Annotated in this window: 11 protein-coding genes; 9 read left to right on the top strand and 2 right to left on the bottom strand. The window is 64.4% G+C overall.

All coding sequences use genetic code 11. From position 1 onward, the window contains the following. The first annotated feature begins 106 nt into the window (after positions 1 to 106). The 7 genes from AC1MEM_RS21300 (at position 107) to AC1MEM_RS21270 (ending at position 8,179) form a co-directional block, all read left to right on the top strand. Positions 107 to 565, top strand: coding sequence for a hypothetical protein (locus AC1MEM_RS21300; RefSeq protein WP_499473942.1), 459 nt, complete (start codon positions 107 to 109; stop codon positions 563 to 565). Further along, positions 565 to 2,526, top strand: a complete 1,962-nt coding sequence (locus AC1MEM_RS21295; RefSeq protein ID WP_499473941.1) for a heparinase II/III family protein — start codon at positions 565 to 567, stop codon at positions 2,524 to 2,526. The genes AC1MEM_RS21300 and AC1MEM_RS21295 overlap by 1 nt, the downstream gene beginning before the upstream one ends. Before the next feature lie 78 nt (positions 2,527 to 2,604). Beyond that, the gene (wecB, locus tag AC1MEM_RS21290) at positions 2,605 to 3,672 is read left to right on the top strand and encodes a non-hydrolyzing UDP-N-acetylglucosamine 2-epimerase (RefSeq protein ID WP_499473939.1); all 1,068 of its coding nucleotides are present in this window, start codon (positions 2,605 to 2,607) and stop codon (positions 3,670 to 3,672) included. Positions 3,673 to 3,886: 214 nt separating this feature from the next. Further along, positions 3,887 to 4,891 carry a UDP-glucose 4-epimerase GalE gene (galE, locus tag AC1MEM_RS21285; RefSeq protein WP_499473938.1) on the top strand — a complete coding sequence of 335 codons (1,005 nt, stop codon included), beginning with the start codon at positions 3,887 to 3,889 and terminating at the stop codon, positions 4,889 to 4,891. Positions 4,892 to 5,001: 110 nt separating this feature from the next. Next, positions 5,002 to 6,153, top strand: coding sequence for a nucleotidyltransferase family protein (locus AC1MEM_RS21280; protein ID WP_499473936.1), 1,152 nt, complete (start codon positions 5,002 to 5,004; stop codon positions 6,151 to 6,153). Between the two features lie 11 nt (positions 6,154 to 6,164). After that, positions 6,165 to 7,583, top strand: coding sequence for a mannose-1-phosphate guanylyltransferase/mannose-6-phosphate isomerase (locus AC1MEM_RS21275; protein WP_499473934.1), 1,419 nt, complete (start codon positions 6,165 to 6,167; stop codon positions 7,581 to 7,583). Positions 7,584 to 7,738: 155 nt separating this feature from the next. Continuing rightward, positions 7,739 to 8,179 carry a hypothetical protein gene (locus AC1MEM_RS21270; RefSeq protein WP_499473932.1) on the top strand — a complete coding sequence of 147 codons (441 nt, stop codon included), beginning with the start codon at positions 7,739 to 7,741 and terminating at the stop codon, positions 8,177 to 8,179. Between the two features lie 190 nt (positions 8,180 to 8,369). Here the strand turns inward: AC1MEM_RS21270 and murJ are convergent, their stop codons facing one another. Continuing rightward, positions 8,370 to 9,920, bottom strand: a complete 1,551-nt coding sequence (gene murJ, locus AC1MEM_RS21265; protein ID WP_499473930.1) for a murein biosynthesis integral membrane protein MurJ — start codon at positions 9,918 to 9,920, stop codon at positions 8,370 to 8,372. Positions 9,921 to 10,129: 209 nt separating this feature from the next. Here murJ and rpsT point away from each other — a divergent pair, with 209 nt between their 5' ends. Beyond that, positions 10,130 to 10,396, top strand: a complete 267-nt coding sequence (rpsT, locus tag AC1MEM_RS21260; RefSeq protein ID WP_110846758.1) for a 30S ribosomal protein S20 — start codon at positions 10,130 to 10,132, stop codon at positions 10,394 to 10,396. 285 nt (positions 10,397 to 10,681) lie between these two features. Here rpsT and AC1MEM_RS21255 read toward each other — a convergent pair whose 3' ends face one another. Further along, on the bottom strand, positions 10,682 to 11,482 hold the full coding sequence (locus AC1MEM_RS21255; protein WP_499473928.1) for a DUF2243 domain-containing protein: 801 nt from the start codon (positions 11,480 to 11,482) through the stop codon (positions 10,682 to 10,684). Between the two features lie 356 nt (positions 11,483 to 11,838). Between AC1MEM_RS21255 and AC1MEM_RS21250 the strand changes: the two genes are divergently transcribed. Continuing rightward, the gene (locus AC1MEM_RS21250; RefSeq protein ID WP_499473926.1) at positions 11,839 to 14,073 is read left to right on the top strand and encodes an NADP-dependent isocitrate dehydrogenase; all 2,235 of its coding nucleotides are present in this window, start codon (positions 11,839 to 11,841) and stop codon (positions 14,071 to 14,073) included. The last annotated feature ends 108 nt before the right edge of the window (positions 14,074 to 14,181 follow it).

Here is a 14,181-nt window from a genome sequence, read left to right as displayed (position 1 = left end):
AGCTGCAATAGGTGATGTATGATCGAAATATTGCGCCTTTATTAAGAATAGTGAACCCGTCTCCCTTCAACAGTTTGGCTGTGCCCCTGAGCGCCGGAGTTCGTGCATGACAGCGCGCGCGCCGCGCATCCAGATGGCCGGCACCGCTCCGGAAGGGCGGGGCGCGGTGGCGGCGCTGGCGGCGCTGGTGGCGGACGGATTTGCAAGGGCGATTGCCTGCCTGTGCCCGCTGGCGATCGCCCATGCGCATGCGGCCTCGCTCGCACGCTTCGCGCGCAAGTCGCTGCTGCCGTGGCTGGCGCGCTGCGCCGCCTGCCAGACCATTTTCCACCTGCACGGCGGCGGCGCTCGCCAGTTCGCCACGCCGGGGCCAAGCGTCGTGACGCGGCGCCGGATCCGTCATGCGCTCGAGCGCAGTTCGCGCGTCATCGCCCTCACCGAAGACCGGGCCGGTTTCGTGCGCGGCTTCGCGCCGCGCATCCGGACCAGGGTGGCGCAGCACTATTCAACAGAAGCGGCAGGCAGCCGGCTGGCTGCGATCCATAACGATTTGACGAGGGCTTGATGAACGCAACAGTACGCATGGTGTGGTGGGTGAATCGTCTGCGCTGCATGTCGGTGGCTGAAATCGGCTACCGCGTGCGGCGGGCGGCACGCTCGAAAATGGCGCGCGGGGCTGCCGCGCGCACCGCACCGGCGCCGCTGCCGCGGGCACGCACCTTCAACGTCCATGGCGCCCCCGCGCTCAGCCCGGTCCAGGTCGATGCACTGCTGGCCGAGGCCGATCGCATCTGCGCCGGCCACGTCGTGCTGTTCGCCGACCGCAGTTTCGACGTCGGCGTGCCGACCGTCTGGAACCGCGATCCCTACAGCGGCGTGACGGGCCCGTCCGTCTTTTCCAACGACATCGCGATCGACAATCCCGAGCTGGTCGGCGACATCAAGCATGTCTGGGAGCTGAACCGCCACCTGCATCTCGTGCGCCTGGCCCAGGCCTGGAGCGTGAGCGGCGACGTGCGCTGGCTGCACGCCCTCGAGCAGCAGCTGCGCAGCTGGCTCGACCAGTGCCCGGTGCTGACCGGGCCCAACTGGACCAGCCCGATGGAACTGGGCATTCGCCTGATCAACTGGGCCTTGCTGTGGCAACTGGTGGGCGGAGAAGCGAGCACCTTGTTCGCCGGCGAATCCGGCCAGCGCCTGCGCGCCGACTGGCTGGACAGTATCCACGCCCACTGCCGTACGATTTCGCGCAACCTGTCGCGCCACTCCTCGGCCAACAACCACCTGATCGGCGAACTGGCCGGCCTGTTCGTGGCCAGCTCGGTCTGGCCCTGCTGGAAGGCGTCGAGCGGCTGGATGGAGCAGGCCCGGCGCGAACTCGAGCAGCAGGCGCGCCTGCAGTACTCGCTCGACGGCGTGAATCGCGAGCAAGCCTTTGGCTACCACGTGTTTTCGGCCGAGTTCCTGTTCGTGGCCGGCCTCGTCGGCCAGGCCTGCGACGTCGCCTTCTCGCGCACCTACTGGAGCGTGCTCCAGCGCGCCCTGCGCTTCCTGCGCTCGGTGCGCGATGTCGGCGGCCATGTGCCGAACGTGGGCGACAGCGACGACGGCAGCGTGTTCCGGCTGGACGCCGCCGGCAGCGATCGCGCGGTCCAGTTGCTGGCCCTGGGCGAGACCGTCTTCGGCTTTCAACCGGCCGGCCATCCGGGCGTGCGCTGGCTGCTGCACGCGCTGCCCGGCAAGCGCCCCGACGCCGATCCCCACGAGTCCGATACCGGCTGGGCCTTCCCGGATGGCGGCTACCTGCTGTTCGGTTCGCACTTCGGCGAGGAAAACGAGATCAAGGGCATGCTCGACTGCGGGCCGCTCGGCTACCTCGGCACCGCCGCCCACGGCCACGCCGACGCCCTGTCGCTCACGCTGTCGGTGGCGGGCGAACAGGTGCTCGTCGACCCGGGTACCTATTCGTACTGGCAAGGGCAGAAGTGGCGCGATTATTTCCGGGGTACCTCGGCCCACAACACGGTGCGCGTCGACGGGCGCGACCAGTCGGTCTCGGGCGGGCGCTTCATGTGGCTGCGCAAGGCGCGCGCCAGCATCGAGCGCATGCCGGCTTCGCCCCACGAATTCGATTTCCGCGGCTCGCACGACGGCTATGCGCGCCTGTCCGATCCGGTGCGCCACCTGCGCAGCGTGCGCTTCGACGCGGCCAGCAGCACGCTGGTCGTGCGCGACGAGGTGGCCGCGAAAAAGGCGCATCCGCTCGAGCTGTTCTGGCATTTCGCGCCAGAACTGAACGTGCGCCTGACCAGCGCGGGCCTGCACGTGCGCGGCAAGCGCTTCGCGCTGCAGATGCACACGACCGGGGCCGATCTGAAGCTTGAACTGGTGCGCGGCGCCGAGAACCCGCCGCTGGGCTGGTATTCGCGCTGCTATCAATCGAAGGAGCCCAGCGACGTGCTCCGTATCTCAACCGTATCGTCCGCCGTTCCGGTGGAGTGCAGGTTTACAATAACGTTTTTCTAATTTGTTTCCATAATTACTATAGTTTCAGGACAGTCCAAAATGCTTATTTATCTGGTTGCAGGCGCAAGGCCCAATTTCATGAAGATCGCTCCTATCGTGCGTGCACTGCAGGCACAACAGGCGCTGTCGTTCAAGATCATCCATACCGGTCAGCACTACGACCGCGACATGAACGACGTGTTCTTCGAGGAACTCGGCATTCCGCAACCTGACGTCTTCATGGCCGCCGGCGGCGGCAGCCATGCCCAGCAGACCGCCAAGATCATGGTCGGTTTCGAAGAACTCTGCATGGCCGAATGCCCGGCCGCGGTGCTGGTCGTGGGCGACGTGAATTCCACGCTGGCCTGCTCGATCGTCGCCAAGAAACTCAACATCCCGGTCGCCCATGTCGAAGCGGGCCTGCGCAGCGGCGACATGTCGATGCCCGAGGAAATCAACCGCCTGGTGACGGACAGCATCTCGGACTGGTTCTTCGCCACCGAACCGGCGGCCGTCGAACACCTGCGTCGCGAAGGCAAGCCGGATTCGGCCGTGCACTACGTTGGCCACGTGATGGTCGACAACGTCCTGTTCCAGGCCGACAAGCTGACCCGCGCCGACACCTCCGGTTTCGACACCGCCGCTTTTAAAGCAGCGGCCCAGCAAAATGGCGGCAAATACGGTGTGGTCACGATGCACCGCCCGAGCAACGTCGACGATCCAGTGATGTTCGCCCGCATCGCCGGCGCATTGAAGGAAATCGCGGCGGAACTGCCGCTGATCTTCCCGGTGCACCCGCGCACCCGCGCCAACATCGAAAAATTCGGCATCGACCTCGGTCCGAACGTGACCCTGGCCGGTCCGCAAGCCTACATGGCCTTCCTCAACCTGTGGAAGGACGCGGCCGTGGTGCTGACCGACAGCGGCGGCCTGCAGGAAGAAACGACGGCGCTCGGCGTGCCCTGCGTCACCATCCGCGAGAACACCGAGCGTCCGGTCACGGTCGACGAGGGTTCGAACGTGCTGGCCGGTACCGACCCGGCGAAGATCATGCTGGAAGCGCGCAAGGTCTTGCGCGGCGAAGGCAAGCAGGGCCGCCGTCCGCACCTGTGGGATGGCAAGGCCGCCGAACGCATCGTGGCGGTACTGGCACGCGAACTGGCGTAATCCCCGCCGTCGCATGGATGGGCCAGCCGCGACGCGAACCGCGCGCCGGGCCCGTACGCGGCCACTGGATACAGCGCGCTCCCCGGGGCGCGGCCGAATTAGGGAAGACGCGGTCGGAGAACCGCTGCCGAAGGACAAAGAGGGGGATGGCGCCAGGCGCCGTTCCGAGCGCCGAAACAGGCGCGCATCAACTGTTTACAAGAGAGTGACGACAATGAAGATTCTGGTTACCGGCGGCGTGGGCTACATTGGTTCCCACACCGTCGTCGAGTTGCAAAATGCCGGGTACGACGTGGTCGTGGTCGACAATCTCTCCAACGCCCAGCGCTCGGTCCAGGACCAGGTGCAGAAAATCACCGGCAAGTCCTTCGACTTCGTCGAAGCCGACATCCGCGACCGCGCGGCCATGGAAGCGGCCTTTGCCGCCCACAAGGTCGACGCCGTGATCCATTTCGCCGGCCTGAAAGCCGTCGGCGAATCGGTGGCGCAGCCGCTGCGCTACTACGACAACAACGTTTCCGGCAGCGTCGTGCTGTTCGAGACGATGGCCAAGTTCGGCGTCAAGACGCTCGTGTTCAGCTCGTCGGCGACCGTGTATGGCGATCCGGCCTCGGTGCCGATTACCGAAGATTTCCCGCTGTCGGCCACCAATCCCTATGGCCGCAGCAAGCTGATGATCGAAGACATCCTGCGCGACCTGATCAAGGCCGAGCCGGACTGGCATATCGCGCTGCTGCGCTACTTCAACCCGGTCGGCGCCCATGAAAGCGGCCTGATCGGCGAATCGCCGTCCGGCATCCCGAACAACCTGGTGCCCTACATTGCCCAGGTCGCCACCGGCCAGCGCGAAAAGCTGTCGGTCTACGGCGGCGATTATCCGACGCCCGACGGCACCGGCATGCGCGACTACATCCACGTGGTGGACCTGTCGATCGGCCACGTCAAGACCCTGGAAAAACTGGCGCAGGGTCCGGGCCTGGTGACCTACAACCTCGGCACCGGGCACGGCAACAGCGTGCTGGAAATGGTGCGCGCGTTCGAGCAGGCCAGCGGCCGTCCGGTTCCCTACCAGATCGTCGACCGCCGTCCGGGCGACATCGCCAAGTGCTATGCCGATCCGGCCCGTGCGCGCGACGAACTGGGCTGGGTGGCGACGCGCGACGTTGCGCAGATGTGCGCCGATACCTGGCGCTACCAGACGATGTCCGCCAAGGCCTGAAGCGCCTCCGGCCAGGCCAATCGGGCGACAGACACGTACAACAAGCGCAAATAAACCGACAAAGTTTTACAGCTGAAAAGCTTAACAGCATAGAGAATGAGGACGGTTCAATGAAAGCAATGATTCTCGCGGCAGGCAAAGGCACGCGCGTTCGCCCGCTCACCTACGACCTGCCGAAACCAATGATTCCCCTGCTGGGCAAGCCGGTGATGGCTTACCTGGTCGAACACCTGAAGAAACACGGCGTCACCGAGATCATGGTCAACGTCAGCTGGCTGCACGAGAAGATCGAAGAGTATTTCGGGGAAGGCGAGCAGTTCGGCGTCCAGATCGGTTATTCCTTCGAAGGCTATACGACCGACGACGGCACCATCGTGCCCGAGCCGATCGGTTCGGCCGGCGGCATGAAGAAGATCCAGGAGTTCGGCCAGTTCTTCGATGACACGACGATCGTCCTGTGCGGCGACGCCCTGATCGACCTCGACCTGAAGGCGGCGCTCCTCGAGCACCGCCGCAAGGGTGCGATGGCCACGGTCATCACCAAGGAAGTGCCATGGGACAAAGTGTCCTCGTATGGCGTGGTCGTCACCGACGAAGGAGGGCGCATCACCGAGTTCCAGGAAAAGCCGAGCCAGGAACAGGCGAAGTCGAACTTCATCAGCACCGGCATCTATATTTTCGAACCGGAAGTCGTCGACCTGATCCCGTCGGGCGTGCCCTTCGACATCGGCTCGGAACTGTTCCCGCTGCTGGCCGAGCGCGGCCTGCCGTTCTACGCCCAGGGCCGTCCGTTCAACTGGCTCGACATCGGCACCATGTCGGATTACTGGGAAGTGCTGCAAACCGTGCTGACCGGCGAAGTCAACCACATGGACGTACCGGGTACCCAGATCGAGCCGGGCCTGTGGGTCGGCCTGAACACGAGCATCGACTGGAACGGCACGACCATCGAAGGCCCGGTGTATATCGGCTCGGGCGTGCGCATCGAAGCGGGCGCGCACATTGTCGGACCGACCTGGATCGGGCACGGCAGCCACATCTGCGAAGGGGCTGAAGTTGTCAGAAGTGTATTGTTTGAATATACTCGTGTGTTGCACGATGTAACACTTAACGAAATGATTGTGTTCAAAGAATATAGTGTCGACCGCGCAGGGGAGATGAAGCACGCCTCCGAATACAGCTCCGAGGAGTGGTTGAACGCACGCGATCGCCGACGTAGTAGCCGCAAAGAAAACGCAGGCCAGAAAAGTATTAATCGATAGAAAGCGAACGCATGAAAATTTATCCAGTGATCCTTTCCGGCGGCGCCGGCACCCGTCTGTGGCCGCTGTCGCGCGCTGTGCTGCCCAAGCAGCTGCTGCCGATCGTGGCCGACAAGACCATGCTGCAGGACACGGCCTTGCGCGTGGCCGGCCTGCCGGGTCTGATGGCGCCGCTCGTCGTCTGCGGCAACGACCACCGCTTCATGGTGGCCGAGCAGCTGCGCGCGGCCGGCATCACGCCGCTGGGGATCCTGCTCGAGCCGGTCGGCCGCAATACCGCTCCTGCCGTGGCCGCGGCGGCTCACTACCTGAAGTCGATCGATCCCGAAGCGGTCATGCTGGTGCTGCCGGCCGACCACGTGATCGAAAACACGGAAGCGTTCAAGGAAGCCGTCACCCGCGCCGCGAACCTGGTGCAGGACGGCGGCCTGGCCACCTTCGGCATCGTGCCGCAGTCGCCGGAAACCGGCTATGGCTACATCCGCCGCGGCGCAGCCCTGGCCGGCCGTGAGGGCTGCTACCGGGTCGAGCGCTTCGTCGAGAAGCCGGACCTGGCCACCGCCGAAGCCTTCGTCGCCGATGGCGGCTATTACTGGAACAGCGGCATGTTCATGTTCGCCGCCGAGCAATACCTGGCCGAGCTGGCGAAGTTCGCGCCAGGCATCGCCGAAGCGGCCGAAAAAGCCATCGGCACCGGTTACCGCGACCTCGATTTCTGCCGCCTCGACGAGGCTGCATTCTCGGCATGCCCGTCCGATTCGATCGACTACGCCGTCATGGAACACACGGCCAACGCGGTCGTCGTTCCCGCCGATATCGGCTGGAACGATGTCGGTTCGTGGTCGGCCTTGTGGGAAGTGCAGCCACACGACGAGAACGGCAATGCGCAGCGCGGCGACGTCTACCTCGACGGCGTCAAGAATTCGCTGGTGCGGGCCGAGAGCCGCATCGTGGCCGTGGTTGGACTGGAAGACATCGTGGTGGTCGAGACCAACGACGCCGTGCTGGTGGCGCACAAGAGCCAGGTCCAGCGCGTCAAGCAGGTGGTCGACCACCTGAAGTCGAAGGAGCGTACCGAGCACCTGCACCACACCAAGGTCTACCGTCCGTGGGGCCATTACGAGGGCATCGATGCGGGCGACCGTTTCCAGGTCAAGCGCATCACGGTGAAACCAGGCGAAAAACTGTCGCTGCAGATGCATCACCACCGCGCCGAACACTGGGTCGTGGTGTCGGGCACGGCGCGCGTGACCTGCGGCGAAAAGGTCACGCTGCTGTCGGAAAACGAGTCGACCTATATCCCGATCGGCATGAACCACCGCCTCGAGAACCCGGGCAAACTGCCGCTGCACATCATCGAAGTGCAGTCCGGCAGCTACCTCGGCGAGGACGATATCGTGCGCTTCGAGGACATCTACAAGCGTTCGTAACCGGCGTGGGCCGCACATGAAAACGGGCAGCGATGCCCGTTTTTTTTCGTCCGTCGCCCGGCCGTACGCGCGCCACTGCCGGGGCAGTCTGGCTCGACCGGCCACGCCAGCCCGCGCACGCTTGACCCGTACGCCTGCGCGCGTATGATGAGCTGATGCGACAACTTGCCATTCTCTTATTGCTGGCCTGCACGGCTTGCGCGACCCGGGCCGATGCGCCGGCCGACCAACACGCGGCGCCTGCGCCGGCCGCCGCACCCGTCGCGCGCGTCGGGGCCGGCGCCACGCCGGCGCCAAGCGCTACCCTGGAGCGCATCCAGGTTCTCGTGGGGAAGGCGGAGTGCACCAGCGACAGCCAGTGCGAGGTGCTGCCGATGGGCGCCAAGGCCTGCGGCGGCCCGGCCGGCTATCTCGCCTTTTCGAACGCGAAGACGAATGCCGCCGAGTTGCAGGCCCTGGCCGAGCGTTACCATGGCGAGCAGCAGGCAAGCAACCAGCGCTCGGGCATGGTCTCGAACTGCCAGGTCGTCCCGATGCCGGTCGCGGCATGCCGGGCGAATACCTGCCAGCTGACGGAAGCACTGCCAGCACGTTGAGCTCACATTGCTCATCCCATCCCGGATGTTGCTGCCGGATGTTGCTGCCTCTCACGGCCTGCCTTGCAGTGGCGCGCCACGGCAAGGCCTGGCCCGGTCAGTGCTCAGCCTGCGAAGAACTGATCGATCAGGATCGCTGAAATTCTCCCGCTCACCATTGGTTCATCACGCACATCCGGGCCGCCCTTGATTACTTGGCGCGGCGCTTGAAGTCGCGCGGACGGAAGCCCAGGCCAATCAGCACGCCGAAATAGGTGACGGCGGAAAGGACGATGATCCCGAACAGCGCCGCGGCGCGCAGCAGCGGCCGGGCGCGTAGCGCGGCCCAGTCGAACTGCGCCTGGCAGACCCAGGCGACGACGCCCATCAGGCTCACGGCCAGGGCCAGTTTCAGGAAAAAGACCGCCCAGCCGGCCTGCGGCGTGTAGATGCCGCGCCGGCGCAGGCCCGTGTACAGGAAGCCGGCATTGATGCAGGCGCCCAGGCCAATCGACAAGGCGAGGCCGGCCACGCCGAACAGCGGCACGAAGACCAAGTTCATCAGCTGGGTGGCGACCAGCACGCCGACGGCGATGCGCACCGGGGTGCGGATGTCCTGGCGCGCATAAAAGGCGGGCGCCAGGGTTTTCACCAGGATGATGCCGACCAGGCCGGCGCTATAGGCCATCAGCGGCATGGCCGAGCTGGTGATCGCGGCGGCGGTGAATTTGCCGTAGTGGAAGAGGGTGGCGATCAGCGGCTCGGCCATCGCCGCCATGCCGACCGCCGAGGGCAGGGCCAGCAGGAAGGTGAGGCGCAGGCCCCAGTTCAGCAGCGAAGAATATTCATGGGTGTCGTTCTCGGCGCTGGCTTTCGACAGGCTTGGCAGCAGGATCGTGCCCAGCGCCACGCCCAGCATCGCGGTCGGGAATTCCATCAGGCGGTCGGCGTACTGCAGGGCCGAGACGGCGCCCTCGGCCAGGCTGGCGGCGATACTCGTATTGATCAGCAGGCTGATCTGGGCAGCCGAGACGGCGAACACGGCCGGTCCCATTTTCTTGAGCATGCGCCGCACGCCGGCGTCGCGCAGGCCCGACAGGGGATTGAAGGAGATGCGCGGCAGCATGCCGATTTTCACGAGCGCCGGAATCTGGATCCCGACCTGCAGCAGGCCGCCGACGCAGACGGCGATCGCCATCGCATAGATCGGTTGCTCGAGGAAATGCACCAGCACCAGGGAAGCGAAGATGAAGGAGAGGTTCAGCAGCACCGGCGTGAAGGCCGGGATCTTGAACTGGCGCCAGGTGTTGAGCACGCCGCCGGCCAGGGCCACGAAGGACATGCAGGCGATGTAGGGGAACATCAGGCGCGTCATCAGGACCGAGGCGTCGAAGGCTTCCGGGTTGCGCTCGAGGCCGCCGGCGATCATGTACAGCAGGACCGGCGCCCCGATGATGCCGACCAGGCTGGTCAGCACCGTGGCCCAGACCAGCGAGGTGGCGACATGGTCGACCAGGCCTTTCGTTGCATCCTGGCCGTGCTGGGTCTTGTATTCGGACAGGATCGGCACGAAGGCTTGCGAGAACGCGCCCTCGGCGAACAGGCGGCGCAGCAGGTTCGGGATGCGGAAGGCGATGATGAAGGCGTCGGTGTAGGCGGAGGCGCCGAAGGCACGGGCAAACAGGCTTTCGCGCAACAGGCCGGTGACGCGCGACAGCATCGTCATGCTGGAAATGGCAGCGAGGGTCTTGAGCAGATTCATGGGGCGAGATTATAGCTGGGCAACACCCCGGAGACAGCTTCTGTCGCAGCAAAAATGAAGAATGAATTGCCGGTAGTGGATTCCTTCGCTATAATCGTGGGCTGTACTGAATTCTGTTAGCAGACACAATGTTTTGGCAGGCACTGGAATGGGCCAGTTTGACTCGCTAATGTTTGCAAACGCAACTTGACCCCGATTTAGGAAATTCCATGGCAAATACCGCACAAGCGCGCAAACGCGCTCGTCAAGCAGTTAAGCAAAACGCACACAACAGCTCGCAGCGCTCGACCCTGCGTACCGCCATCAAGGCCGTCCGCAAAGCCATCCAGGCAGGCGACAAAGCTGCAGCAACGACCATCTTCCAGTCGTCGGTCTCGACCATCGACAGCATCGCTGACAAGAAGATCATCCACAAGAACAAGGCCGCTCGCCACAAGAGCCGCCTGGCTGCTGCCCTGAAAGCCCTGTCGGCTTAATAAGCTGGTTGGCGCGCGACCCAGGTCGCGCTGGCAGTACAGTGGAAGAAAGACCCGCCCGGCGCAAGCCCCGGCGGGTTTTTCCGCTTTCGGAGTGTCATGGCTCCGTTTCCGGAGCCCGTCGCCGATGTGCACCGTAGGGTGGGCACTCGTGCCCACGCGTTCGTGCCCGTGCGCGCCGCACCATTTCCCGGGATCGTGGACGTCGCGGACCGGGTTCGATGTCGCAGTTGATCAACCGGTGAACCGCGTGGGCACGAGTGCCCACCCTACGGTGCGCTTCGGTCAACGGGATGCCGACGTCCACGCCAGGCAGCCGATCGCCAGCGCCGAGTTGCTGACCATCCAGGCCCCATGCCGGTAGAGGAAGGCGGTTTTCTCCTTGTCCTTCACGTCGAGTGCCCACACGTCCCCCGACGGCGCCGACCACAGGATGCGGCCGTCGACCGCGTCGATCCCGGCAAACACCGTCGCCGGCGACGTTCCCGGCTTGAAGAACACCATCACCGTGTCCACCCCCGGCGGCGGCAGCGCGGCCACCGGACCGCCGGCCAGCACCGCCAGCACCAGTGCCGCCGCAGCGCCCCTGCCGCCGAGCGATCCGCCATTCCCGCGCCGCAGCCACCAGCCGAGCGCAACGAACGCCACGCCGAACACGACGAACCACAGCAGGTCCCAGAACAGCAGGTGCTCGCTATCGAGCCGGACCCGGTGAATGCCGAGCAGCCAGTGCGACAGCACCCCGTCGAGCATGTGCCAGGCGCCGAAACCGGTCGCCGCGTTGGACAGCAGCAGGCGGTCGCTGCCCGGGACGCTGAACTGATGCCGCCCCTTCCACAGTTTCCGCAATCCGGCAAAAGTAATCACATACATCAGCAGGTGGAATACCCCGTCGGCCAGGATCTGGACGCGGATGTCCTGGAAGGGCGCACGGGTGACGAGCGAGAGCAGGTGGTGCCATTGCAGGATCTGGTGCAGCAGGATGCCGTCGAAGAAGCCGCCCAGGCCGAAGCCGAGCAGGAAGCCGGCCCAACCGAGGGCGCGCAGTTCGGGAATGATGAACGCATCGGCCTGGCGTACCGTCATGGCAACTCCTCCGGAGAATGTGATCGTCCTTCGATATCCTAGCGCGTTCTCACGCAGCCGCGCGCCGCGCAGCACCCCGAGGCTTGCTAAAGCTGTAGCGCACAGTAAAATACTGGTGCATAATGTGAAACGCCGTCTTATGTCTTATAGAAGACTTGCGGGTGTAGAAGAGGTCTCCCGGCAGTGTGGTTGAAGCTGGCCGGGCTACCCTTCGCACTCCATTCCCCTTCGCGTGGAGGTGGAGTAGCATGACCGGCGGGCCGCGTAGGACGTCGCGTTCACCGCGAACGACGACAGGCGTTACTTATCAAGATTTACACATCGCGAACCGTTCGCGAGAACCGAGGAAAAAGCGCATGAGCAGTAATCCGACCATCATCTATACCCTGACCGACGAGGCGCCGCTGCTGGCGACCCACGCCTTCCTGCCTGTCGTCAGCACCTTCACCAAGGCCGCCGGCATCGATGTCGTGTCGAGCGACATTTCGGTCGCGGCCCGCATCCTGGCCGCCTTCCCGGAAAACCTGACGCCCGAGCAGCGCGTGCCGGACGCACTGGCCGAGCTGGGCAAGAAGACGCTGGAAGCCGATGCGAACATCATCAAGCTGCCGAACATCAGCGCTTCGGTCGGCCAGCTGACCGCCGCCATCAAGGAACTGCAGGAGAAGGGCTATAACCTGCCCGACTACCCGGCCGACGCCAAGACCGAGGAAGAAAAAGCGATCAAGGCACGCTACAACAAGTGCATCGGTTCCGCCGTGAACCCGGTGCTGCGCGAAGGTAACTCGGACCGCCGCGCGCCGCGCGCCGTCAAAGAGTACGCACGCAAGAACCCCCATTCAATGCAGCCATGGTCGCCGGCTTCGCGTACCCACGTCTCGCACATGACCCATGGCGACTTCTACCACGGCGAAAAGTCGATGACGGTGCAGGGCGCCCGCGACGTCAAGATGGAACTGATCACCAAATCGGGCCAGACCATCGTGCTGAAGCCGAAGGTCGCGCTGCAGGATGGCGAGATCATCGATTCGATGTTCATGAGCCGCAAGGCCCTGCTCGAGTTCTACCAGCAGCAGATCGACGATGCCAAGGAAACCGGCATCCTGTTCTCGCTGCACGTGAAGGCGACGATGATGAAGGTCTCGCACCCGATCGTCTTCGGCCACTGCGTGCGCATGTTCTACAAGGAAGCCTTCGAGAAGCACGGCGCCCTGTTCGACAGCCTCGGCATCAACGTCAACAACGGCATGGCCGACCTGTACAACAAGATCGCCGACCTGCCGGCCTCGCAGCGCGAAGAAATCGAGCGCGACCTGCACGCCTGCCAGGAACACCGTCCGGCGCTGGCCATGGTCGACTCGGCCAAGGGCATCACCAACTTCCATTCGCCGAACGACGTCATCGTCGACGCCTCGATGCCTGCGATGATTCGCGCCGGCGGCAAGATGTACGACGCCAACGGCCGTCTGAAGGAAGTCAAGGCAGTCATCCCTGAATCGACCTTCGCCCGTATCTACCAGGAGATCATCAACTTCTGCAAATGGCATGGCGCTTTCGACCCGAAGACCATGGGCACCGTCCCGAACGTGGGCCTGATGGCCCAGCAGGCCGAGGAATACGGCTCGCACGACAAGACCTTCGAGATCCAGGAAGACGGCGTCGCCAACATCACCGACCTCGCCACCGGCGAAGTGCTGATGAGCCAGAACGTGGAAAAAGGCGACATCTGGCGCATGTGCCAGGTCAAGGATGCGCCGATCCGCGACTGGGTCAAGCTCGCCGTGACGCGCGCGCGCAACTCGGGCATGCCGGCCGTGTTCTGGCTGGACCCGTACCGTCCGCACGAGAACGAGCTGATCAAGAAGGTGCGCACCTACCTGAAGGACCACGACACGGCTGGCCTGGACATCCAGATCATGTCGCAGGTCCGTGCGATGCGCTACACGCTGGAACGCGTCAAGCGCGGCCTGGACACCATCTCGGTGACCGGCAACATCCTGCGCGACTACCTGACCGACCTGTTCCCGATCATGGAACTGGGCACCAGCGCCAAGATGCTGTCGATCGTCCCGCTGATGGCCGGCGGCGGCATGTACGAAACCGGCGCCGGCGGTTCGGCTCCGAAGCACGTGCAACAGCTGACCGAAGAAAACCACCTGCGCTGGGATTCACTGGGCGAGTTCCTGGCCCTGGCCGTGTCGCTGGAAGACCTGGGCATCAAGACCGGCAGCAACAAGGCCAAGGTCCTGGCGAAAACGCTGGACGCCGCCACCGGCAAGCTGCTGGACAACCGCAAGTCGCCTTCGCCGAAGACCGGCGAGCTCGACAACCGCGGCAGCCAGTTCTACCTGTCGCTGTACTGGGCGCAGGAACTGGCCGCACAGACGGAAGACGCCGAACTGGCTGCCTACTTCGCGCCGCTGGCCAAGAACCTGGCCGAGAACGAAGCGAAGATCGTGGCCGAGCTGCTGGAAGTGCAGGGCAAGCCGGCTGATATCGGTGGCTACTACAAGGCCGATGAAGCGAAGGTGAAGGCGATTATGCGTCCGAGCAAGACGTTCAATGCGGCGCTGGAGTCGCTGGGCGCCTGATTAGCGCTTTGCTCGTAATGAAAAACCCCGCCCGGCTATTGGCCCGGCGGGGTTTTTTGTAGGGTGGGCGCCCCGTGCCCACGCGGAAAACGGCATGGTGACGGCCGT

The organism is Telluria sp. AIW5, assembly GCF_056680575.1.
Note: the sequence above shows the minus strand (reverse complement) of the source record. Positions and strands in the feature narration are given on the sequence as shown.

Excerpts from the sequence above, each read along its gene's own strand:
- AC1MEM_RS21300 (WP_499473942.1), top strand. The coding sequence starts at position 107 with ATGACAGCGCGCGCGCCGCGCATCCAGATGGCCGGCACCGCTCCGGAA.
- AC1MEM_RS21295 (WP_499473941.1), top strand. The coding sequence starts at position 565 with ATGAACGCAACAGTACGCATGGTGTGGTGGGTGAATCGTCTGCGCTGC.
- wecB (WP_499473939.1), top strand. The coding sequence starts at position 2,605 with ATGAAGATCGCTCCTATCGTGCGTGCACTGCAGGCACAACAGGCGCTG.
- galE (WP_499473938.1), top strand. The coding sequence starts at position 3,887 with ATGAAGATTCTGGTTACCGGCGGCGTGGGCTACATTGGTTCCCACACC.
- AC1MEM_RS21280 (WP_499473936.1), top strand. The coding sequence starts at position 5,002 with ATGAAAGCAATGATTCTCGCGGCAGGCAAAGGCACGCGCGTTCGCCCG.
- AC1MEM_RS21275 (WP_499473934.1), top strand. The coding sequence starts at position 6,165 with ATGAAAATTTATCCAGTGATCCTTTCCGGCGGCGCCGGCACCCGTCTG.
- AC1MEM_RS21270 (WP_499473932.1), top strand. The coding sequence starts at position 7,739 with ATGCGACAACTTGCCATTCTCTTATTGCTGGCCTGCACGGCTTGCGCG.
- murJ (WP_499473930.1), bottom strand. The coding sequence starts at position 9,920 with ATGAATCTGCTCAAGACCCTCGCTGCCATTTCCAGCATGACGATGCTG.
- rpsT (WP_110846758.1), top strand. The coding sequence starts at position 10,130 with ATGGCAAATACCGCACAAGCGCGCAAACGCGCTCGTCAAGCAGTTAAG.
- AC1MEM_RS21255 (WP_499473928.1), bottom strand. The coding sequence starts at position 11,482 with ATGACGGTACGCCAGGCCGATGCGTTCATCATTCCCGAACTGCGCGCC.
- AC1MEM_RS21250 (WP_499473926.1), top strand. The coding sequence starts at position 11,839 with ATGAGCAGTAATCCGACCATCATCTATACCCTGACCGACGAGGCGCCG.